Annotated in this window: 23 protein-coding genes; 6 read left to right on the top strand and 17 right to left on the bottom strand. The window is 46.0% G+C overall.

What is annotated here, in order from left to right; all coding sequences use genetic code 11:
• Nucleotides 1-3 precede the first annotated feature (3 nt).
• Nucleotides 4-2,142 carry an anaerobic ribonucleoside-triphosphate reductase gene (nrdD, locus tag GKR71_RS03275; protein WP_108478832.1) on the bottom strand — a complete coding sequence of 713 codons (2,139 nt, stop codon included), beginning with the start codon at nucleotides 2,140-2,142 and terminating at the stop codon, nucleotides 4-6.
• 270 nt (nucleotides 2,143-2,412) lie between these two features.
• Between nrdD and GKR71_RS03270 the strand changes: the two genes are divergently transcribed.
• Nucleotides 2,413-3,378 carry a LysR family transcriptional regulator gene (locus GKR71_RS03270; protein WP_336431407.1) on the top strand — a complete coding sequence of 322 codons (966 nt, stop codon included), beginning with the start codon at nucleotides 2,413-2,415 and terminating at the stop codon, nucleotides 3,376-3,378.
• Here the strand turns inward: GKR71_RS03270 and GKR71_RS03265 are convergent.
• The 5 genes from GKR71_RS03265 to GKR71_RS20305 all read right to left on the bottom strand — a co-directional run bounded on the left by GKR71_RS03265 (nucleotide 3,371) and on the right by GKR71_RS20305 (nucleotide 6,847).
• Nucleotides 3,371-4,552 (bottom strand): MFS transporter, encoded by a 1,182-nt coding sequence (locus GKR71_RS03265; protein ID WP_036949105.1) that lies wholly within the window; start codon nucleotides 4,550-4,552, stop codon nucleotides 3,371-3,373. The two genes, GKR71_RS03270 and GKR71_RS03265, sit on opposite strands and share 8 nt — an antisense overlap.
• A gap of 240 nt (nucleotides 4,553-4,792) precedes the next feature.
• Nucleotides 4,793-5,179: a 2-iminobutanoate/2-iminopropanoate deaminase gene (ridA, locus tag GKR71_RS03260; protein ID WP_036949109.1), complete on the bottom strand. Its 387-nt coding sequence runs from the start codon at nucleotides 5,177-5,179 to the stop codon at nucleotides 4,793-4,795.
• Nucleotides 5,180-5,271: 92 nt separating this feature from the next.
• Complete coding sequence (pyrI, locus tag GKR71_RS03255; RefSeq protein WP_036949112.1) at nucleotides 5,272-5,736, bottom strand: aspartate carbamoyltransferase regulatory subunit; 465 nt, start codon at nucleotides 5,734-5,736, stop codon at nucleotides 5,272-5,274.
• Between the two features lie 10 nt (nucleotides 5,737-5,746).
• Complete coding sequence (pyrB, locus tag GKR71_RS03250) at nucleotides 5,747-6,682, bottom strand: aspartate carbamoyltransferase (RefSeq protein ID WP_154633941.1); 936 nt, start codon at nucleotides 6,680-6,682, stop codon at nucleotides 5,747-5,749.
• A gap of 15 nt (nucleotides 6,683-6,697) precedes the next feature.
• A complete protein-coding gene (locus GKR71_RS20305) occupies nucleotides 6,698-6,847 on the bottom strand; it encodes a hypothetical protein (protein WP_187129894.1) in 150 nt (49 codons plus the stop codon).
• A 163-nt stretch (nucleotides 6,848-7,010) separates the two neighbouring features.
• Between GKR71_RS20305 and vapB the strand changes: the two genes are divergently transcribed.
• Together vapB and GKR71_RS03240 are read left to right on the top strand one after the other, a co-directional pair.
• Nucleotides 7,011-7,244, top strand: a complete 234-nt coding sequence (gene vapB / locus GKR71_RS03245) for a type II toxin-antitoxin system VapB family antitoxin (RefSeq protein WP_036949116.1) — start codon at nucleotides 7,011-7,013, stop codon at nucleotides 7,242-7,244.
• Nucleotides 7,241-7,660, top strand: a complete 420-nt coding sequence (locus GKR71_RS03240; RefSeq protein WP_036949118.1) for a type II toxin-antitoxin system VapC family toxin — start codon at nucleotides 7,241-7,243, stop codon at nucleotides 7,658-7,660. Before vapB ends, GKR71_RS03240 begins: the two co-directional genes overlap by 4 nt.
• An 89-nt stretch (nucleotides 7,661-7,749) precedes the next feature.
• Here the strand turns inward: GKR71_RS03240 and phnV are convergent, their stop codons facing one another.
• The 5 genes from phnV to phnR form a co-directional block, all read right to left on the bottom strand.
• Nucleotides 7,750-8,547 carry a 2-aminoethylphosphonate ABC transport system, membrane component PhnV gene (gene phnV / locus GKR71_RS03235; protein ID WP_154633940.1) on the bottom strand — a complete coding sequence of 266 codons (798 nt, stop codon included), beginning with the start codon at nucleotides 8,545-8,547 and terminating at the stop codon, nucleotides 7,750-7,752.
• 2 nt (nucleotides 8,548-8,549) lie between these two features.
• Nucleotides 8,550-9,410: a 2-aminoethylphosphonate ABC transporter permease subunit gene (phnU, locus tag GKR71_RS03230; protein WP_108478838.1), complete on the bottom strand. Its 861-nt coding sequence runs from the start codon at nucleotides 9,408-9,410 to the stop codon at nucleotides 8,550-8,552.
• 1 nt (nucleotide 9,411) lies between these two features.
• Nucleotides 9,412-10,521 carry a 2-aminoethylphosphonate ABC transport system ATP-binding subunit PhnT gene (phnT, locus tag GKR71_RS03225; RefSeq protein ID WP_154610092.1) on the bottom strand — a complete coding sequence of 370 codons (1,110 nt, stop codon included), beginning with the start codon at nucleotides 10,519-10,521 and terminating at the stop codon, nucleotides 9,412-9,414.
• Between the two features lie 7 nt (nucleotides 10,522-10,528).
• Nucleotides 10,529-11,542 (bottom strand): 2-aminoethylphosphonate ABC transporter substrate-binding protein, encoded by a 1,014-nt coding sequence (gene phnS / locus GKR71_RS03220; protein WP_154610100.1) that lies wholly within the window; start codon nucleotides 11,540-11,542, stop codon nucleotides 10,529-10,531.
• Nucleotides 11,543-11,677: 135 nt separating this feature from the next.
• Nucleotides 11,678-12,385 carry a phosphonate utilization transcriptional regulator PhnR gene (gene phnR, locus GKR71_RS03215; RefSeq protein ID WP_036949129.1) on the bottom strand — a complete coding sequence of 236 codons (708 nt, stop codon included), beginning with the start codon at nucleotides 12,383-12,385 and terminating at the stop codon, nucleotides 11,678-11,680.
• Between the two features lie 150 nt (nucleotides 12,386-12,535).
• Here phnR and phnW point away from each other — a divergent pair, with 150 nt between their 5' ends.
• Nucleotides 12,536-13,645 carry a 2-aminoethylphosphonate--pyruvate transaminase gene (gene phnW, locus GKR71_RS03210; RefSeq protein ID WP_154633939.1) on the top strand — a complete coding sequence of 370 codons (1,110 nt, stop codon included), beginning with the start codon at nucleotides 12,536-12,538 and terminating at the stop codon, nucleotides 13,643-13,645.
• Nucleotides 13,646-13,647: 2 nt separating this feature from the next.
• Complete coding sequence (phnX, locus tag GKR71_RS03205) at nucleotides 13,648-14,457, top strand: phosphonoacetaldehyde hydrolase (protein WP_154633938.1); 810 nt, start codon at nucleotides 13,648-13,650, stop codon at nucleotides 14,455-14,457.
• A gap of 57 nt (nucleotides 14,458-14,514) precedes the next feature.
• Here the strand turns inward: phnX and argF are convergent, their stop codons facing one another.
• A complete protein-coding gene (gene argF / locus GKR71_RS03200; protein WP_154633937.1) occupies nucleotides 14,515-15,540 on the bottom strand; it encodes an ornithine carbamoyltransferase in 1,026 nt (341 codons plus the stop codon).
• 162 nt (nucleotides 15,541-15,702) lie between these two features.
• Here argF and rraB point away from each other — a divergent pair, with 162 nt between their 5' ends.
• The gene (gene rraB / locus GKR71_RS03195) at nucleotides 15,703-16,125 is read left to right on the top strand and encodes a ribonuclease E inhibitor RraB (RefSeq protein ID WP_036949139.1); all 423 of its coding nucleotides are present in this window, start codon (nucleotides 15,703-15,705) and stop codon (nucleotides 16,123-16,125) included.
• A 94-nt stretch (nucleotides 16,126-16,219) separates the two neighbouring features.
• Here the strand turns inward: rraB and GKR71_RS20300 are convergent, their stop codons facing one another.
• The 5 genes from GKR71_RS20300 to GKR71_RS03170 form a co-directional block, all read right to left on the bottom strand.
• Nucleotides 16,220-16,870, bottom strand: a complete 651-nt coding sequence (locus GKR71_RS20300) for a GNAT family N-acetyltransferase (RefSeq protein ID WP_154610094.1) — start codon at nucleotides 16,868-16,870, stop codon at nucleotides 16,220-16,222.
• Nucleotides 16,867-17,637: a class I SAM-dependent methyltransferase gene (locus GKR71_RS03185; RefSeq protein WP_036949144.1), complete on the bottom strand. Its 771-nt coding sequence runs from the start codon at nucleotides 17,635-17,637 to the stop codon at nucleotides 16,867-16,869. The genes GKR71_RS20300 and GKR71_RS03185 overlap by 4 nt, the downstream gene beginning before the upstream one ends.
• A 32-nt stretch (nucleotides 17,638-17,669) precedes the next feature.
• On the bottom strand, nucleotides 17,670-18,173 hold the full coding sequence (locus tag GKR71_RS03180; protein WP_036949147.1) for a GNAT family N-acetyltransferase: 504 nt from the start codon (nucleotides 18,171-18,173) through the stop codon (nucleotides 17,670-17,672).
• A 163-nt stretch (nucleotides 18,174-18,336) separates the two neighbouring features.
• On the bottom strand, nucleotides 18,337-21,207 hold the full coding sequence (locus GKR71_RS03175; protein WP_187129888.1) for a valine--tRNA ligase: 2,871 nt from the start codon (nucleotides 21,205-21,207) through the stop codon (nucleotides 18,337-18,339).
• A 38-nt stretch (nucleotides 21,208-21,245) separates the two neighbouring features.
• Nucleotides 21,246-21,695, bottom strand: coding sequence for a DNA polymerase III subunit chi (locus tag GKR71_RS03170; RefSeq protein ID WP_036949276.1), 450 nt, complete (start codon nucleotides 21,693-21,695; stop codon nucleotides 21,246-21,248).
• Nucleotides 21,696-21,774 lie beyond the last annotated feature (79 nt).

Raw genomic sequence — 21,774 nt, 5'->3', positions numbered from 1 at the left:
CTGTTAACCGAGCTGTCCATTACCCAAGTGCTTGATACGGCGCTTCACTTCCTCTTGCTTGCCTGCATTAAACGGTCGGGCATCTGGGCTGCCTAGATAGCCACAGACACGGCGGATCACGGAAACGCGGTTAGTATCGTGGTTGCCACAAGCTGGGCAGGTAAAGCCTTTGCTGGTACAGGAAAATTCACCGGAAAAACCGCAGTCATAGCATTCGTCGATTGGCGTGTTAGTACCGTAGTAAGGAACATGCTGATAGCTGTAATCCCAGACATCTTCGAGGGCTTTGAGGTTGTGCTGTAAATTCGGGTATTCGCCGTAACAGATAAAACCACCATTGGCGAGCGCTGGATAAGGCTGTTCAAAATCGATTTTATCGTAAGGATTAACCTGTTTTTCCACATCTAAGTGGAAGCTATTGGTGTAGTAGCCTTTGTCGGTTACGCCATCAATAACGCCAAATTCAGCGGTATCTAAGCGACAGAAACGGTCGCACAGATTTTCGCTCGGCGTGCTGTATAAGCTGAAACCGTAACCTGTTTGGGCTTTCCATTCGTCAGTGGCTTGGCGTAGACGATTGACGATAGCGACGGCTTTTTCGCGCAATTGCTCGCTGTCATACACATGAGTTTGCGTGCCAAATAAGGCATTGATGGTTTCGTGCAACCCAATGTAACCCAATGAAATTGAAGCGCGTCCATGTTTGAAAATTTCCGCTACGCTGTCATTGGCTTTTAAGCGAACGCCGCAGGCACCTTCCATATATAAGATAGGGGCTACGCGGGCTTTGACATTTTCTAAGCGCGCAATGCGGGTCATTAATGCTTTTTTAGCGATGGCTAAACGCTCATCGAGAAGCGCCCAAAATGCCTCTTCGCTACCTTGAGCTTCCAGCGCAATACGCGGTAAATTCAGGCTGATCACGCCGAGGTTATTTCGCCCATCGTGAATTTGTTTGCCATCTTCTTCATAGACACCTAAGAAACTGCGGCAGCCCATCGGTGTTTTAAAGGAGCCAGTGACATCAACCACGCGATCGTAGTTGAGAATGTCTGGATACATGCGTTTGCTGGCGCATTCTAAAGCTAACTGTTTGATATCGTAGTTAGGATCGCCGTATTTATGGTTCAGCCCATCTTTGATAGCAAACACGAGTTTTGGGAAAACCGCGGTTTTGCGGTTTTTACCCAGTCCCGCAATACGGTTTTTAAGAATCGACTGTTGGATAAGTCGTGCTTCTTGGGATGTGCCTAACCCAAATCCAAAGGTGACGAAGGGGGTTTGCCCGTTCGCGGTATGCAGTGTATTCACTTCATACTCTAAGGATTGGAACGCATCGTAACACTCTTTTTCAGTGCGACTTTGGGCGTAAGCTTCAGCGTCAGCAATTCCCCATTCTTTGGCTACTTTTAAATGCTTTTCATGACTAATAGCGACATAAGGCGCCAAAATTTCATCAATGCGGTTAATGGTGGTTCCGCCATAAATATGGCTAGCCACTTGGGCAATAATTTGTGCAGTAACGGCAGTGGCAGTAGAAATGGATTTTGGTGGCTCAATTTCCGCATTTCCCATCTTAAAGCCGTTGGTTAACATGCCATCAAGGTCGATAAGCATACAGTTAAACATCGGGAAGAAAGGGGCATAATCGAGATCATGATAGTGAATTTCACCCTTTTCATGAGCAAGAACAACATCGCGTGGCAAAATATGCTGTTTTGCATAATGCTTAGCGACGATCCCGGCTAATAAATCACGCTGGGTTGGGATCACCTTACTGTCTTTGTTCGCATTTTCATTGAGTAAGGATAAGTTGCTTTGCTCAATTAGGCCGCGGATCTCGTGAGTAAGTTGGCTGCGTTTTTCGCGTTCGCTGTCTCTGTCATGGCGGTATTCAATATAAGCTCGAGCCAGATCCTTGTAAGGCCCCGACATGAGCTGGTCTTCGACAGCATCTTGGATCTCAGCGATATCCACTTTTTCGCGATTGCACAACTGCTCAGAGACAACCGTGGCAACTTGCAGACAATAATCATCATCTTTGACGTCCACCGCAGCGGCTGCACGTCGCACCGCTTCTTGAATGCGTGGGAGATCAAAATTGACCTGACAACCATCTCGTTTTATAACCACCGTTTTCACTGTCATACTCCTTATTTAATCCCTCACAGGACTGGCGATAGCGTCCATGATCCTTTATCAGTATGGGGCATCCCTGTGAAAGAAATGTGAATTTTTACTATATATAGTGTCTAGTTAATTAATTAAAGCACAATATGTAGGATATTGCCTTTTTTTAGATGACGGTAATTTGATTTAAAACAAAGAAAAAAATAATTTATATGAATATCAAACGGGCAGGAATTAATTAAATTTAGAGATTGATTTAAGGGTTTGGGAATTTGCTCTAGAATGAATCAATTGAAAAAAAGCGGCAGGCTAGCAGTTGATGAGGTTAAAAAGCGCATTATGATCCCCATCCATTCACTCACCGGTATTACTGCATTTGTGGCGACGGTTCAATCAGGGAGTTTCACGGAAGCGGCAGAGCGTTTAGGGATCACCAAATCCGCCGTCGGCAAGCGTGTCACTAAGCTCGAAGAACATTTGGGTATTAGCCTATTAATCCGAACCACGCGGGGAATTTCGTTGACCACGGAAGGAGAGCACTATTTCCATGAATGCTCAGCCGCGCTGGATTTATTAGATAAAGCAGGTCAGCAGCTCCAAGAGAATACCCATACCTTGATGGGTAAGCTGCGTCTAGATCTCCCTGCCGCATTTGGGCGTAAATGCGTTATGCCTATTTTGATGCAATTGATGGATGAGCAGCCCCAATTGATGTTGAGCGTTTCATTTAATGAGCAGTTTGTGGATGCCCTCGAGGAAGGTTTGGATTTGATGGTGCGTATTGGCCCTTTACCCGACAGCGCTCACCTTGTGGCTCGGCAGTTAACCACACAAAACCAAGTCCTGTGTGCATCGCCAGAGTATCTTGAAAAATACGGGGCGCCTCAGCATCTTCAAGAGCTGGAGAATCATCGCTGCATTGTGGGGATCCGACAAGGAGCACCTTTCTATTGGCGCTTATGTGAAGAAGGAACTGTCATCCAGTATGCTCCACGCCCTTTTTATGAACTCGCTGATGGCGATGCGATGCTCCAAGCGGTGCTTCAAGGAAAAGGGATTGCTCAGTTACCATTGTGGTTGGTCGATGATTATCTGAAAAACCAGCAATTACAGCGCATTTTGCCAGAGTCTGAAGGCTATGAAACGCCGATTAATCTGTTGTGGCCGAAAGGGCGTAGTATGCCGCCAAAAACACGCTATTTGATTGATATGTTGCTTAAGGCGGCAAAAGAAAGGCAATTTAATTAAGGGAATGGCAAGCGAGTGCTGGCGCCGAATGGGTTAGCTTCACTTTTACCCAAATGCTGATTAATGCCAGGACAGAAAACGCAATTCCCACCCAAATAATGGCAGCAACCCCTGCATATAAAATCGCCCAGCCTCCAATCATAGTGCCAATGGTGATCCCTAAATTTGAGAATGAAATATACAGGCTATTGGCAAACTCAGGGGCTGAATTGGCTTCTTTCATTAACCAACTTTGGCTGATGATTAAACCGGATGTATGGAAAGCGCCCCATAAAATCACCAACGCCACCATCACTATCGGCTGATGCCCAAAGAGCCAAACTGCGAAATAAATCACCCCGAATAACACGGGATAACGCAAGGTGGTCGCAGTTTGGCTGCGCTGTAGAAAGTGGCTAAAAATAAAGTTACCGATATACCCGCTGACGCCGAACACCACCAATAGTGTGCTGGTCGCATTGTTCGAAAATCCAGTGATTTTGATCAGATAATCGGCGATATAACTGAAACTCGCGAACATCGCGCTGAAAATCAGTGTCACCGTCAATATGCATAACCAAACAGGCAAACGTTTTAAAATCGCTACTTGTTCACGGACTTTCAACGGTGTGGTGACGGGAGTTGACGGCACATGAATGGCGATCCCCATAAATGCTAGCAAACTGGTTAACGCGCCGAACCAAAAGGCGGCAGTCAGGGAAAAGGCTTCTGCAATAAAGGCACTGAGGGGTAATCCCAAAACCATCCCCACCGCGACACCGGAAAACACAATGGCCACGCCCTTGGCAGATTTTTCGGGCGGCATGGCATTGGCTGCAAGGTTTAGGGCGATGGCAAAAAAGACCGCATGGGTCAGTGCGGGTAAAACTCTAAACACCAAAATCATATGATAGTTTTCGGTGAGGGCATAAATACTATTGGAGATAATAAATAGCATCATAATGACCAACAGAACGGTTTTGCGATTAAAACGCCCGAGCAATAGCGTGATAAAAGGTCCTGAAATGGCCACTACCACTGCGTAGATACTGACGAGAAAACCAACTTGTGGCGCTGTGATATGAAGCTGCTGAGTTAATTGTGGTAATAAACCAATCACCGCCACTTCGGTGGTGATCACGCCAAACACAGCCAGTGACAGGCTGAGCAGTAATAAACGTATTTTATTTTGCATATAGGTATCCGCAGGGGCTAAACATTGTCCTGAATTGAATAAGTCATAAAGTGATGTTGCGGATATATCCCGAGGGTTATCGTGACAAAACAGCGAGAAAAAGAGAAGGGCATTTTGGGATACAGAGAATAGCCTAAAAGCGGGTTGCTATTTTTAGTTGAGCAGTTTTATATGATGAAAAAAAGCCTGCTGACAATGGGTTAGCAGGCTATCAGACTGACAATCTGAAACTGAATAAAACTATTTACGTACTGCGATAGCTTCGATTTCGATTTTCACATCTTTTGGCAGACGCGCAACTTCAACGCAAGAACGCGCAGGGAATGGTGCATTATGTTGTTTGAAAAACTCTTCGTAAGTGGCGTTAACAGTACCGAAATCATTTAAATCTTTCACAAAAACGGTGGTTTTTACGATGTTGGCAACGCCCAGACCTGCTTTTTCTAAAATCGCTTTCACGTTCGCCAGTGATTGACGAGTTTGTGCTGCGATATCTTCAGGAACATTACCGGTTTTTGGATCAACAGGAATTTGACCTGAAGTCATAACCATACTGCCTAAATCGACGCCTTGAACGTAAGGACCAATAGCGGCTGGTGCATTTTCGGTGCTGATTTCGTATGACATAATTTCTCCGTTTATCACGTAAAAAAGGGTTTGGACGCTATTATAGACATGGAACGGCATCCACACAAAGACGCAGTCTACGCCTAAATACCTTACTGATTATTGATCACGGCGTCTCTATCGAACTCTTTTTCACAGAATTTGCAGGTTAATGCCACATGTTTCGCGCGTTTTTTAATGCGGAAACTGCTAGAAACCGGCTCATTATGGCTAATACAGTTGCTGTTTGGGCACACCAGCACGCTGTCGATTTGCTCTGGTAATTTTAGGTCTAATTTTTCCACCACTTGATAATCTTCAATACGATTAACAGTAGCTTCCGGTGCATACATCGCTAATTGGTTCGCTTGCTCTGGGGTTAAAAAAGTATTTTCGATTTTGATAATGTCTTTTTTGCCCATATTGCTAGAAGGTAAATTCAGCCCGATAGTGATGCGCTCATCGGTTTTGGTGAGCTTAAACAGCTTCAGTAATTTGAATCCAATTTGAGCAGGGATATGGTCGATGACAGTGCCGCAACGGATGGCTTCAACTTGTAATTTATGGTCGTGTGTCATGGTCTTCTCCTCAGATTGCCAGTTCTTTATTTAATACCAGAGACAGCAGCGCTTGGCGCGCGTAAATCCCATTCCCTGCTTGCTGGAAGTAATAAGCGTAAGGGGTGCTATCCACATCCACGGTAATTTCATCGATACGCGGAAGCGGGTGCAGCACTTTTAAATTATCTTTGGCACTGTGCAGGTCTTGAGCGCGCAGAATAAATTGTGCTTTGACGTTGGCATATTCTGATGGGTCTAAACGCTCTTTTTGGACGCGAGTCATATACAGAATATCCACTTCAGGGATCACTTCATCGACATTGTTATGCAGGCTGTAAGTTGCACCTTTTTCATCCAAAATATTCAGGATATGAGCCGGCATCGACAGCACTTCTGGGGAAATAAAGTAGAAGTGATTACCTTCAAACTTCGATAGCGCTTGAGTCAGTGAATGCACCGTTCTGCCATATTTCAGGTCACCGACCATCGCGATTTTCAGGTTCTCTAAGCGACCTTGAGTTTCTTGGATAGTAAACAGGTCTAACAGGGTTTGGGTAGGATGTTGGTTAGAGCCATCCCCTGCATTGATAATCGGAACGGAACCTGAGAATTGGCTAGCTAAACGCGCGGCACCTTCTTGTGGGTGTCGCATCACAATCGCATCAACATACTGGCTGATAACGGAAATGGTGTCTGCAAGCGTCTCGCCTTTCTTACCTAATGAGGTGTTGGTGCTATCAGAGAAGCCGACGACAGATGCCCCTAAACGATGAATGGCGGTTTCGAATGACAGACGGGTACGCGTCGATGCTTCGAAGAAACAGCTGGCGATAACTTTATGCTTCAGAAACTCAGGTTGAGGTTGCTGTTTTAATGAAGCTGCCACCTTAAGGACTAATTCAAGGTCAGTTTTATCTAAATCGTTAATTGAGATTATGTCGCGGTGATATAACGGATTCGGCATCGTGATTCTCCTGTATCAGCAAGACTTGCTATCTAGTAGGCCAAAAAAAAGCCCCTCAATGAGGGGCTTTTTTATCAATACGGCGGGGAAAAACAGGCTGTCCTGACCACGTGATGGCAGTGCGGTGTCGGTGTTCTCTTTCAAAAATAGAGTAGCAGCGTTCATGGTTTCTCCCGGCAAATTGTGGCGCATTATACGCGTGTGGCACAATGACGCAAGCGTTTGCTAACAGAAAAATGGAATTTTTTGTTTTTAGCATATGTTGACATATGTATGAGTGGGCATATACTCAACATATGTTTATTCTTTCGGCATTTAAGGAGGAATTATGGTAACTAAAATTGTTGCTGTATTTAAAAATGGTAATAATCGCGCAGTTCGTTTACCTAAAGATATTGATTTTGAAGGTGTAAATGAATTAGAGATTAGTCGTGAAGGGAATCGTATTATTCTTCGTCCAGTTAAACCTAATTGGCTATCACTAAGAGATGAAGATAAAGCAGACAAAGATTTCTTACTTGAACGTGAAGACGTGATTGAAGATGGAAGGATAGTTTTGTGACAAAACTCTACATGCTTGATACCAATATTTGCTCTTTCATTATGAGAGAGCAACCCATGTATCTACTACAGAAACTGCAAGATTGTGTTATGCATCGACATTCTATTGTTATTTCTGCGATTACTTACTCAGAAATGCGCTTTGGTGCAATAGGTAAGAAAGCCTCGCCTAAGCATAATTTTTTAGTCGATGCATTTTGTGAGCGTCTTGATGGGATTCTCGCTTGGGATAAAGATGCGATTGATGCAACAACTGCAATTAAGAAAGCATTAACCGAAGCAGGAACGCCTATTGGAAATAATGACACTGCAATAGCCGGTCATGCATTAGCAACTAACTCTATATTGGTAACTAACAATACCCGAGAGTTTTCTCGAGTTTTGGGATTGAAACTAGAAGATTGGTTGCAGCCATAATTATTAAATTAGTGTTTAATTTATTGGATATAGCCATTACGTTTATAAAGCCCATTTAGGGCTTTGTTTTTATATTATCTTTTCGCTACTTACCTCTGCCCCAATCTCTTTGCCACTCTCTCCAATTTCATCATCAACAACAGTGTGATCGCGACTAGAACGATGGTCAGTGCGGAGCCGTCGGCAATATTTCCGCGGTCGGTAAGGCTGAAAATTGATACCGGCAACGTCGCCCAGCCTGGGGGATACAACATCATGGTGGCGCCCAACTCTCCGAGGGACAAAGACAGACTCAAGGCGACAGCGGAAATCATCCACGGCATCAACAGCGGTAGGGTGACATGGCACAGGCGATACCATGGGGATGCGCCTAAACTGAATGCCACATTCTCAATGTCTGCGGAAATGCGGGTTAACCCAGTAGAGACATTGCTGAAAGTGAACGCAGAAATCAGAACAAAATGGGCGGAAAAAACTATCCAAAAGGTGCCGTTCATCTGCAAATAGCCTTGGCTAAATGCCACTAAGATCCCCAATCCAATTGAAACCGATGGAATGGCACTCGGTAAATAGAACGCGATACCCAGATATTTTTGTACTCTGGCACTATGGCGGCGTAAGGCTAGGGCTGCCCACAAACCGCAAAATAGTGCAAACAGACTGGCACAAAAGCCAATAATCAGGCTGGATAGAATTGCTTCCCATGCAGGTCCTTGAAACGCATTCACAAAATGTTCGAAGGTAAAACCGGAGGGTAAAATACCGTTCCATTGTCGGCTAAAGCTGGACATTAAAATCATCACTAATGGCAGCAAAAACAAGCAAGAAAACAGCGTGATGGCGATGGCGGTTGAAATGGTTCGCCCAGTTTTAGACCAAATTAACATGGTTATTTTTTCACTCCGAAGCGGGTTGTTGCCATGCGATATAGGCTAAATAGCCCCACAGACAGCAGAATATTAATTAGCGCTATCATGCACGCGACGCTGTAATCAGATTCTAGAATCGCTTTGCTGTAGACCATCATCGGCAAGGTATTCACCCCTTTTGCCCCAATAAACAGCACGATGCCAAATTCGTTGGTGGTCAGCAGCAAACATAAGCTGCCACCTGCGAGTAATGCAGGAAGTGCCGCCGGAAAAATCACTTGGCTGATCACGCGGGCAGGGGGCGCCCCTAAAATGCTGGCGGCTTCTAACTGGCTTTTATCGATTTGGCGTAGTGCCGCCATAAGAGGGCGCATCACGAGCGGAGTAAAGACGGTGATCTCCGCCAAAATCACGCCATTAATCGAGTACAAAAAGTCCACAGGGGGCAGTTCAAAATCAAACAGTGCCATTAATGTGCCATTAAGTAACCCCGCCGAACCATAAATAAAGGTAAACGCGAGAGTGATCAGAAAAGTCGGGAGTGCGATAAAAGTATCAATGACTTGGGTAATAAAACGGCTTCCGGGAAAAGGAATAAACACCAGAATCAGGGAGAGAACCGAGCCAAGTACCAAGCAACCTAGAGTGGCAAAAAAGGCAATTTGTAGTGTATTGAATAGCCCGCTAATAAACCGGCGAGATTCAATCACTTGCCAGAATGTTTCTAAGCTTACGCCGCCAGTGGGACTTTGAATGGCTTGCTCACCAATCAGCATCAGTGGGTAAAAAAATAACGTCGCTAAAACGAGCAGCGGTGGCGCTATCCAATAAAACGGCTTTAGGTTTATGGATGATGGCTTAGACAGGTTGATAGCCGACATATTATTCCTCAATCAACACAGTATCGGAGGGAGAAAACCACAGCGTGAGTTTATCCCCTGCTTGCGGTAACGGGGATAAATGGGTGACAGCGACCGTCACCTTTTCCCCAGCCACATCACACAATAAATGGGTAATATCCCCCTGCCAGCGGATAGATTGTAAGGTGGCGTGTAACTGGTTTGAGGTATCTGCTCGTGGGGTGAGGCTAATATGTTGCGGGCGAATACAGATTAATTTGCGGCTATTGTGCTGCATTCCTTGAGTTTGCGCTTCAATAAGCGTACCGCCACAGCTCACACTGACTTGGGAAGGCATGGAGGAAAAGCCCAAGGCAGTTGCCGACAGAATATTGGCACGGCCTAAAAACTCGGCGGCAAAGCGGTTTGGTGGGCGATGGTACAGGGCATTTTTCTCCCCGTGTGCCACCAAATAGCCATCTTTCATGATGCCAATTTTATCCCCTAACGCGAGCGCTTCAGTTTGGTCATGGGTGACGTACAAAATGGTCAGCTCAGGTAATTCGCGGTGCAGCCTTGCAATCTCTTCCACCATATTATGGCGAATTTGCGCATCGAGGGCAGATAGCGGCTCATCGAGTAAAAGTACTCGTGGGCGAACAGCTATAGCGCGGGCGATGGCAACACGCTGCTGCTGTCCACCGGATAACTGATGCGGGTAGCGGGAGGCATAGTCGCTCATACCGACAATGTTTAATGCCTCTGCCACGCGCTCTTTGATCAGCGCTTTAGGCTGTTTTTGGGCGCGTAAGCCAAAAGCAACATTATCTTCCACTTTCATATGGGGGAAGAGGGCATAGTTTTGTACTACCATGCCCAGCCCCCGTTGATATGGGGGAAGGTGGGTGATGTCCGTATCACCCATTAAAATGCGTCCACTATCCGGTTGTGCAAAGCCTGCAATTGACCGTAACACGGTGGTTTTACCGGAGCCTGAAGGGCCAATCAACACTAGTATTTCGCCAGGTTCGATGGTCAGAGATAACGGCTTGAGTACCACATTGTTATGGTAAGAAACCCGCAGAGATTCCAGCACAATACCTGAATGGTCAGTGCGCTGGCTTGGTGTTTCTATTTTTCTTTTCATCAACATAACTCACTTACTCGCTTTCAGTCACTTTGTGCCAACGGGTAATATCGTTCGAAAGAGACACTTCTACATCGTCCCAATTCGGTTGCCATGTTTTGACGCCTTTGAGGATTTCAGTGGCTTTATGGAATTGCGGATCGTTTGGCGTCAAATCTGAGCGTACCGGCATTCCCCATGACAGTTCACTAACGTGGCTTTGGGCTTGTTTGTCTAACAGAAAGTTAATCAGCTTTTTGCCATTTTCAGTTTCAGGACCGTTATTGACTAAGCCCACAACGTAAGGCAGAACCAGCGCGCTGCGTTCGCCTTTTTCATCGGCTGGCCAAAAGATTTTCACGTTCGGATTTCGTTCCATTTGAGAAAGGTTCATTTGCAAATCGCCGTTGGCGACGTACAGCTCGCCTTTGTTCACTAACGCGGTTAATTTCCCTGTTGAGGCGGATGGACCGACGTTGTTGGCTTGTAATTTACCGAGGTAATCAAAACCGGCTTCTTTGCCACCGAAGCTATGGAACACTTGCAGCATGACGGCGGTACCATCTCCCGCTTGTCCCGGTGTGGAATATTGCAGTTTATTTTTAAAACGGGCGTCGAGGAGTTCATTCCACGTTGCTGGTGGAGCTTTGAGCAGTTTATCGTTATAGATAAAGGTCAGGTAGTTATTCACGATGGGGGTGTAGTACTCCGTTGAGTTAGGAATACTTACCGCGGCATCCGGTGTGAATTTTGCCAGTAATTCGGTTTTAGCGGCACGTTGGATAAACGGGGGAACAGTGACGAGCACATCCGCTTGTGGGTTAGTGCGTTCTTTGGCTAAACGCTCAACGATAGCACCGGAGCCGCCTTCGACGTACTGCACTTTAATCCCTGTTTGCTGGGTAAAAGCATCAAACTGCGCTTGATACCAGCTGTTATTGCCATCATGAAGACCATCTGCGGAGTAAACCGTGACGACAGGGGCGGCAAAAATCGAGGTAGAGCCTAGGGCGGCAAGGAGTAACACAGCAAGAGGGGTAGGCTTCATTTTACGTTTCATCTCCAGTTCTCCAGTTAGTCGTTAAAGTTATCTGGTATATACCAGTGTTTTTACGCTAACGGGTTTATGTGACAGAAAAATGAAATCTACCGAGAAAGCAAAAATTTATTTTTGAAGTGGAAGTTAGAGGGTATCGACCTCGATGCGTAGGCTATCATGACGCCAATATTCCACATCATAATCCAGAATTCGCCCGTGTTGATCGTAGTTTAAACGCTGCAATAGCAGGGCTGGGCGCCCGACTGCAACCCCTAATGCGCTGGCCGCCTGCGGTGGCATGGCAGTGGGATAAAACGATAAGTGCATGCTGGTGTAAATCAAATCATATTGCTGCTCATACACTTCGGTGAGGCTGCCATTCAGGTCATGGCTTAATAGCTCCGGTACACGAGCGGGAAGACAGTGATTTTCGCTGTAGCAGACGGGGCGATCGTCTGCATAACGCAGGCGAGTGAGTAGGTAGATTTGTTCGAAAGGCTGCAATTGCAGTGGCGTCATGGCTTCGACAGGCACGGTGACAACTTTCCCTTCTAACAGCTTAGTTTTGGGCTGGCGACCTTGTTCTAAACACAGTTTATGGAAGTTGGTATTTTGCGTTGGGTCGAGCCATAAACGCTCGGGAGTCACAAACCAGCCTCGGCGCTCAGAACGGTAAATTGCACCGCTAGATTCTAACTGTGCCAAGCTTTCTCGAATAGTGACACGAGTGGTATTGAAGATGGCACACAGTTCGCGCTCAGAGGGCAGTTTATCGCCACTTTTCAGCGCGCCGCTCTGAATTCTTGCTTGTAATTGAGCTTTGATAAGAAGGTACTGTGGCTGTTCATCCATCGATAATGTATCCGTTTTTCGTCGCAAAATTTTTTATCCATTATACACGCCAATATGAATTTTTTGTTGCAGGGCGTCTTTTCCTTTGACCTTCTTGTTCATCTGCCGTCATTATAATATCAATCTGGTATAGACCAATGGTGAATTTAAATGACAATGAATCAATATCTGCTGTTAACACCGGGACCTTTGACCACGTCGCAAACCGTGAAAGAGGCGATGCTGTTTGATAGCTGCACATGGGACGATGATTACAACTTAGAGGTAGTGCAACGTATTCGCCAACAGCTAGTTGAATTAGCGACAATCCAAACGGGGTATACCAGCGTATTACTCCAAGGGAGTGGGAGCTACGCCGTGGAAGCGGTGCTGGGATCGGTACTCGCACCACAAGATAAAATCCTGATTGTCAGCAATGGCGCTTATGGGGCGCGAATGGCAGAAATGGCGCAGTTAATGGGCATTTCACACCATGTTTATGATTGCGGTGAAGTGGCTAAGCCCGATGTGGCAGTGATTGAGCAGCTTCTACAGCAAGATAGTCAAATCAGCCATATTGCGATGGTGCACTGTGAAACCACCACCGGTATTTTAAACCCGATAGAGCAAGTGGCGGTATTAGCCAAGCGCTATCAAAAACGCTATATCGTGGATGCGATGAGCAGTTTCGGAGGGATCCCACTGGATGTGGGGGCACTGAATATTGATTTTCTGATCAGCTCGGCCAACAAATGTATCCAAGGGGTTCCGGGGTTTGGGTTTGTGATAGCGCGTACCAGTGAACTGGAAAAATGTGCAGGACGCTCGTGTTCTTTATCCCTTGACCTGTATGCACAATGGCGCTGCATGGAGCAATTTCATGGGAAATGGCGCTTTACTTCCCCAACTCACACGGTGCTGGCTTTCGCTCAAGCACTGAAAGAGCTAGCTCAAGAAGGTGGAGTGAGCGTCCGTTTCCAGCGTTATCAGCAAAATCAGCGCAAGCTGGTGGAAGGCATGCGCCAGTTAGGATTTCGTACATTATTAGACGATAGTCAACAATCGCCGATTATCACGGCATTTTATTCGCCAGATGCCGAAGATTATCAATTTAACCAATTTTATCAGCAGCTCAAAGCCCAAGGGTTTGTGATCTATCCGGGGAAAGTCTCAAAGAGTGATTGTTTCCGTATTGGCAATATTGGGGAAGTGTATCCGCACAATATTGATGCGCTATTGGTGGCAATTAAGAATGCGATGTATTGGAAAAATAAGGATTAATCATGAACCGTATTGAAGCTGTTATTTTGGATTGGGCAGGAACGACGGTGGATTTTGGCTCTTTTGCACCGACGCAAATTTTTATCGAAGCATTTAAAGTCGCGTTTGATATGGATATTACACTGGCGCAAGCTCGTATCCCGATGGGATTAGGAAAATGGCAACATATTGAAGCGTTAGGAAAATTACCAGAGATTGATGCCATGTGGCAGGCAAAGTTTGGACGCTCAATGACCAGCGAAGATATCGATGCTATCTACCAAACGTTTATGCCGTTACAGATTGCCAAAGTTGTCGATTTTGCAGCGCCAATCGACGGAGTTGTCAGCACGATTGTAACGCTGCGTGAGCAGGGGATCAAAATAGGCTCTTGTTCAGGTTACCCAAGGGCGGTGATGGAAAAGCTGGTTCCGGCAGCCGCGAAATTGGGTTATCAGCCCGATTGCTGGATTGCCAGTGATGACCTAGCGGCTGGCGGACGTCCGGGGCCGTGGATGGCGCTGCAAAATGTGATTGAACTGTCGGTCAATTCCGTCTCCCATTGTGTGAAGGTGGATGATGCAGTGCCGGGCATTGAAGAGGGACGTAATGCGGGAATGTGGAGTATTGGTCTGGCTATTTCGGGTAATGAATTTGGTAAAACATGGGATGAATATCAAGGTATGAGCCAAGAAGAAATTTCCCCATTACGCCAGCAAGCCGCGGACAAACTGTATGCGGCTGGTGCGCATTATGTGATTGATACGTTAGCAGATCTTCCTCGTGTGATTGACGAAATCAACGTGAGATTAGCAAACGGTGAAAGACCGTAGCGAGACTTAAGTCTCCATTCAAACTGACCAAGTAGGGGGTCTACTTGGTCGGTAGATTTAGAATATATTTATCGGTAATTCAGGCGCAATTGTCGCTACCATTACCGCTTTAATGGTGTGCAGGCGGTTTTCCGCTTGGTCGAAAACGATGCTGTAAGGGGATTCAAACACCTCTTCCGTCACTTCCAGCCCGCCATAAAGATTAAACTCTTTGGCAAGCTGAGCGCCTAATGTGGTGTCTTCATTATGAAACGCAGGCAGGCAGTGTAAGAATTTCACGTCTGGGTTACCTGTCTGTTTGATTACGTCCATATTCACTTGGTAGGGTTTCATTAAAGCAATGCGTTGCGCCCAGACTTCTTTAGGTTCTCCCATCGAAACCCAGACATCGGTATACAGAAAATCAGCGTCTTTAACGCCTTCAGCCACGTTTTCAGTCAGAATAATTTTTCCGCCGGTGGTTTTGGCGATTTTCTGGCACTCTTCAATTAATTCAGCCTCTGGCCAACAGCTTTTTGGTGCCACTAAACGCAGCTCCATCCCCGTGAGGGCGGCGGCTTCTAGCATCGAATTTCCCATATTGTTACGCGCATCCCCGAGGTAGGCGAATTTGATGTCAGAAAGCGGTGTATTGGGCTTATATTCTTGAATGGTAAGCAAATCGGCTAATAACTGTGTGGGATGGAATTCGTTAGTTAATCCATTCCAGACAGGCACTCCCGCATGCTGCGCTAATGTTTCGACGGTGCTTTGCGCGTAACCCCGATATTGCACACCATCGTACATCCGCCCCAGCACTCTGGCGGTATCTTTCATGGTCTCTTTGTGCCCAATCTGGCTGCCTGATAGTCCAAGATAGGTGACTCTCGCCCCTTGATCGAAAGCGCCGACTTCAAATGCGCAGCGCGTCCGTGTTGAATCTTTCTCGAAGATCAGCGCAAAATTCTTACCCGATAATAAAGGTGGCTCAGTGCCAGATTTTTTGGCTAATTTTAGCCAAGCGGAGAGTTTTAATAATGCATGAATATCGTTAGAGGTAAAATCCAATAGTCTTAAAAAATGCTTTCCATGTAGGGAGTTCATAAATCACAGCCTTTTATGATTGAATTAATATTCAATTTATATTCATAAAAATTCAAAATCAACCCCTCATGCAAAAGAAATTATTTTATTAGGTATGGTTTCACCCTCGACCCTATGGGAGAATGAGCCGGAGACTAATACCACGGAACAAGGGGTGTGGAGATGGTAGATAAAGCTGAATTTGATGCGCAGTACGAAGAAACTCGCCTGATCATTGAAGAGTTACTGGAAGATGGAAGTGATCCTGATGCGCTGTACGCGATTGAGCATCACTTCTCTGCGGACAATTTTGAATTGTTAGAAAAAGCGGCTGTTGAAGCATTCAAACTGGGTTATGAAGTGACTGATGCGGAAGAACTGGAAATTGAAACCGGTGAAACCTTGATGTGTTGCGATGTGATCAGCGAAAGTGCGTTAAATGCAGAATTGATCGACGCGCAAGTTGAGCAGTTAATGAAATTAGCAGAAAAAATCGGTGTGAACTACGATGGTTGGGGCACCTATTTTGAAGATCCAGACGCAGAATATGATGATGAAGACGGCGACGACGAAGGGGACGATGAGTCCGAAAATCGCGTTCACTAATTGATTTTTCAAATTTCAATAGCGGGTAATATCGCTGAATTGAAAGATAAGAAAGCACTGATTGAGAATATCGTCAGTGCTTTTTTGTTTTATATCAAGATGCTAACTCTTTCACCATATAGTGCCAGCCGTAAATATCCATATAGCGTAATGTTGTGCGAGAGGTTTCATACTTTTCATCGATATAGCCACGGCGCAAATAAAGCTCTCTTGCCTTGGTATTCAAATCAGATACATACAAAGAAACTCGGGTGAGCTTGGGATCTGCGGCTGCTTGGGTTTCAATGTGATCTAACACGCGATTACCAATTCCCATACCTCGCAACTTATTATCGACACATAAGTAAGAAAGATAGGCTGTGTCTGCTCTTGGTTTGTGTACAAATAACTGGAAAATGCGCCAAATTTTCATAAAGCGGAAAAAACCTGCTTTACGCAGAATCTGTATTAATGGCACGGGGGTAGGTGCTTGTTCTTGAATGCGTTTTACGCCGTAAGTCATGCCATAAACGGCGACTAGCTTGCCATTTAATTTAACCTGAAAGTGTCTATCATAGGGGTCACTCAGACCGCGTTGCCAAAATAGAGATAACACCCCCTGACGCTGGGCTTCTGGTATATCGTGAATGGTTTTAAATTTAGAAGAAAAGGCTTCATAAAATAGCGTGTTAGCACTATCAATGTTTGCTTCCTCTAAAGGTTCAATGACGAGCGGCTCGTTATTGATCATTGAGTTCATCATCATGATTTCACCAATAAAGGGTCTGTGTGCTCAAGCGTAAATATCATCTCAGGGGAGTTCTCTTGAAAAGCATTGAGTTGCCAGTCGCCATAGAGATGACGAATCTTTAAATCGCAAGATTCAAGGGCCTGAGTAATGTCGCTGAGTGTCGGAAAGGCAATATCCGATTCAGCGCGGAATATCGAGCCACTCTCACCTTGTTGGTAGAATGTTTGATAGCGAACAATGCCATTTTGTTCGGCAACATCATTCCAAAGAATGATTTCGCCAAATTCTTGGGTCGAGAGTGATTCACGAGATAATTCAGGTGTCCACTCTCTCCACTCTTCAACCGTGGGATTGCGGCTATCAAATACAATCGTGCCATCAGCGGTGAGATGTCGCTGCATGGTTTGCAATGCGGCAATACGCTGTTCTTGAGTCAAAAAAACCTGAAAGGCGTGACCAGATAAAATGATCAAATCAAATTTTATGTCCAGACAGAGCGCTTCAGCCGTGCTGTTCACCCAACGAACGTGATTGGTTTTTTGTTGAGCAATATCCAACATCGCTTGCGCGGGATCGACACCGACCAACGTGGTGTGTGGATATTGCTCCGCAATGGCGGTGAGTAACGTGCCAGTACCGCAGCCTAAATCCAAAATATGAGACGCTGAAGAGGCTAGCTGAAGGTATGCCGCGTAGTCTGCCCGCTGCAAGCTGTTATCTAAATCATAGAAGCGAGCGAGCTTAGGATCTTCATAAAGGGCGTCTTCATACTGTGAGATCATTGGCTACGGTATCCTTTTATTGGGAGCGGGGACTACAGCGCTTTTAGCATGCGAATTTCGCAGTCACTATGGCCAGTATTGCCTAATGGTTCGTCGATAAAATCGAAGCCCAGTTTTTCATACAGTTTAATGGCGGCTTGTAGCTCTTTGGTGGTTTCTAAGTAACAGCGGGTATAGCCTTGCTGCTTAGCAAATTCTAAAGACATTAAAACGATTTGCTTGGCTAAACCCTTTCCGCGCAGCACAGAAGAGAGATACATTTTTTGTAATTCAGCAGTATGTTCATCACCACCAGCGACTTGTGAAATGCCGCCACCGCCAACCACGTTACCGTCCATTTCCACCACCCAGTACGCGCTACGTGGCTTGCTATACACTTCATACAACGTATCTAAAATAGGATCCGCGACCGCAAAACCTTTATCGGCAGTGAGCCCATGTTCAGCGGAAACTTCACGAATAACAGCGGCGATCCCTGGATTGTCTTGAGGTTGAATTAAACGAACTTGAACAGTTGAGGTTGTGCTTGTTGTCATAAGAATATCTCTTTTTATTTGCATTATTTATATTTTTAATTGCATCATTTGCTGGTGCAATAATTATGATATTGAGCATGTGATAAAGCTTTTCAACACCCAGATACAAAAAAGCCCTAACTCATCAATGACAAGTCAGGGCTAGAGATTTAAAGCTTAATGATTATAAAGAGGCGATGGTCACTTTTTGCGCTTCAATCTTCGCTTTCGCTTCGATATTTTCCGCTAAACGCGCACGCTCTTTCTCAACCACGGCAGCAGGAGCACGGCTCACAAAGCCTTCGTTTGCCAGCTTGCTTTCGATGGTATCAATTTCTTTCACCACTTTTTCCAGCTCTTTATCTAAACGAGCCAGCTCAGCGTCTTTATCAACCAGACCTGCCATTGGGATCAGCACTTCAGCGCCTGCCACTAATTTAGTCACAGAAACTGGGGCTTCTTCGCCTTCAGCCAGCACGCGAATGCTTGCTAAACGCGCCATTGAACGAAGGAAGTTTTCGTTCTCAGTCACACGGCGAGCAACATCCGCAGAGGTGCTACGCAGCATGACATCCAATGGTTTACCTGGCGCGATGTTCATTTCTGCACGAATATTACGTACAGCTACGATGGTTTCTTTAATCCACTCTAAATCGCTCAGAGCCAGCTCATCTACTTTCGCCGCATCGAACTCTGGGAATGCTTGCAGCATGATGGTGTCAGCTTCAATACCTTTCACCACTTTCACGCGCTGCCAGATGGTTTCGGTGATAAATGGAATGATTGGGTGAGCCAGACGCAGTAAGCCTTCCAGTACTTCAATCAGGGTGAAGCGTGCCGCACGAACTTGGGCTTCATTACCTTTATGAACCGCAGGTTTAGACAGCTCTAAGTACCAGTCACAGAATTCATTCCATGTGAAATCATACAGAATACCCGCTGCGATATCGTAACGATGAGTATCTAACGCTTCACGGTACGCTTTCACGGTTTGGTTGAACTGCGCCATGATCCAGCGATCAGCCAATGAGAAGCTCATTTCGCCGCCGTTTTGACCGCAATCTTGACCTTCGGTATTCATCAGCACAAAGCGGCTCGCATTCCATAATTTATTACAGAAGTTACGGTAACCGGACAGACGTTTCATATCCCAGTTGATATCGCGACCCGTTGATGCCAGCGCCGCTAAAGTAAAGCGTAGGGCATCAGTACCGTGTGCTTCAATACCGTCTGGATACTCTTTACGAGTACGTTTAGCAATTTTCTCAGCCAGTTGTGGCTGCATCATGTTGCCAGTACGTTTTTCCAGTAAAGCTTCTAATGAAATACCGTCGATCATATCCAGCGGGTCGATAACGTTCCCTTTGGATTTAGACATTTTCTGACCTTCTTCATCGCGGATCAGACCTGTCATATACACGGTTTTAAATGGAACTTGTGGCTCGCCATTTTCATCTTTGATGAAATGCATGGTCATCATGATCATACGGGCAATCCAGAAGAAAATAATATCGAAGCCGCTGACTAATACATCCGTTGGATGGAAAGTTTTCAGCGCATCGGTATTTTCTGGCCAGCCTAAGGTTGAGAATGTCCACAGACCAGAAGAGAACCACGTATCTAATACGTCATCATCTTGACGCAGTGCCACATCGGCACCTAAGTTGTTTTCGCGGCGAACTTCATCTTCATCACGACCCACGTAAACATTGCCTTTGTCGTCATACCAAGCTGGAATACGGTGACCCCACCATAATTGACGAGAAATACACCAGTCTTGGATATCACGCATCCAAGAGAAATACATGTTTTCGTATTGGCGCGGAACGAATTGGATACGACCATCTTCAACGGCTTTGATAGCGTCTTTCGCTAAAGGCGCGGTGCGCACGTACCATTGGTCAGTCAGCATTGGCTCGATAACCACGCCACCACGGTCACCGTAAGGTACGGTTAAATCGTGAGGTTTGACTTCGACCAGTAAACCTAATTGTTCAAATTCAGCGACGATAGCTTTACGAGCTGCGAAACGCTCCATGCCACGGTAGGCTTCTGGAATTTCGCTGCTGTAATCGGTGCATGGGTTGCCGTTAGTGTCGAACACTTCCGCTTCATGACGAACGTTACCATCTAAGTCCATCATGTTGATCATGGTCAGTTGGTGACGTTTACCGACTTCGTAGTCGTTGAAGTCATGGGCTGGGGTGATTTTCACGCAGCCGGTGCCTTTTTCCATATCGGCGTGTTCGTCACCCACGATTGGAATACGGCGATTGACGATTGGCAGAATGATTTCTTTGCCAATTAAATCTTTATAACGTGGATCTTCAGGGTTAACAGCCACACCAGTATCACCCAGCATGGTTTCTGGACGTGTGGTCGCAACCACTAAATAGTCTTTCCCTTCAGCGGTTTTCGCGCCGTCAGCCAGCGGATAACGCAGGTGCCACATAGAACCTTTAACTTCGCGGTTTTCAACTTCCAGGTCAGAAATTGCGGTGTGCAGTTTCGGATCCCAGTTAACCAGACGCTTACCACGATAGATTAAGTTTTCTTTGTACATACGAACGAAAGCTTCTTTAACGGCTTTAGATAAGCCTTCGTCCATGGTGAAGCGTTCGCGATCCCAGTCAACGGAGTCGCCTAAACGGCGCATTTGTTGAGAGATAGTGCCGCCAGATTCTGCTTTCCATTCCCAGATTTTGTCGATGAACGCATCACGACCGTAGTCATGGCGGTTTTTACCTTCTTCAGCCGCAATTTTACGCTCAACCACCATTTGAGTTGCGATACCCGCGTGGTCAGTACCCGTCTGCCATAGGGTATTTTTCCCTTGCATACGCTGATAACGGATCATGGTATCCATAATGGTTTGTTGGAAGGCGTGACCCATATGCAGGCTACCCGTAACGTTCGGTGGTGGGATCACGACGCAGAAACTGTCTTTTGAGGTATCACCGTTCGGGCGGAAGTAACCGCTTTTTTCCCAGTGGGTATACAGGGACTGTTCGATTTCCGCTGGGTTATAAGTTTTATCGAGGGATGGCTCGATCATTGCGTTGTCTGGTTTCTTTTCCATTTTTATCTTTGTGTTCAGTAAGTTGGCGGCGTCGCCATGGTCAAATTGAAGCCGACGCTCCGGTAAATTTTATACCGGTCACGCGCCAACTGTTTTAAAGTTTCATCGATAGGCACGAAGTCTATCACTTCATGGAAAGCCGTTGCAAAATCTGCGAATTGGCTTTGTAAATTAATCAGGATATCGCGAGGTGTATTGCCGCGTTTATTTGGCCAGCAAATTTCGATCGGCGAACCATAACGAGGACCTTCCCCCGCCAAATTGTGAGGTACAAACTGGTGAGGATCCCGTTGCCAAAGCGCCTCATCCATTTTTTCAGCTTGCAGCTGATCCTCGCAGGCAATCAGAACGCGTTTTCCGTTGCGCCATGCCTCTGCAGCAAGTTCACAAGCGAGCCATTCGTGGGCTTCATATTCCGCTTGTGGGGAGGGCTGTTGGAGTTGGTAGAATGTACCTTTTTTCATATACCCGTCTGTACCCGTCATACTTCAATTTGTAGGGGTGTTGGCTGCGCTCTCTCGCCTCGGTCACATACTTATGTAT

It is taken from the genome of Providencia sp. wls1922 (genome assembly GCF_009706505.1).
GTDB lineage: Bacteria > Pseudomonadota > Gammaproteobacteria > Enterobacterales > Enterobacteriaceae > Providencia > Providencia lanzhouensis.
This window is presented reverse-complemented; position numbering and strand designations above follow the sequence as displayed.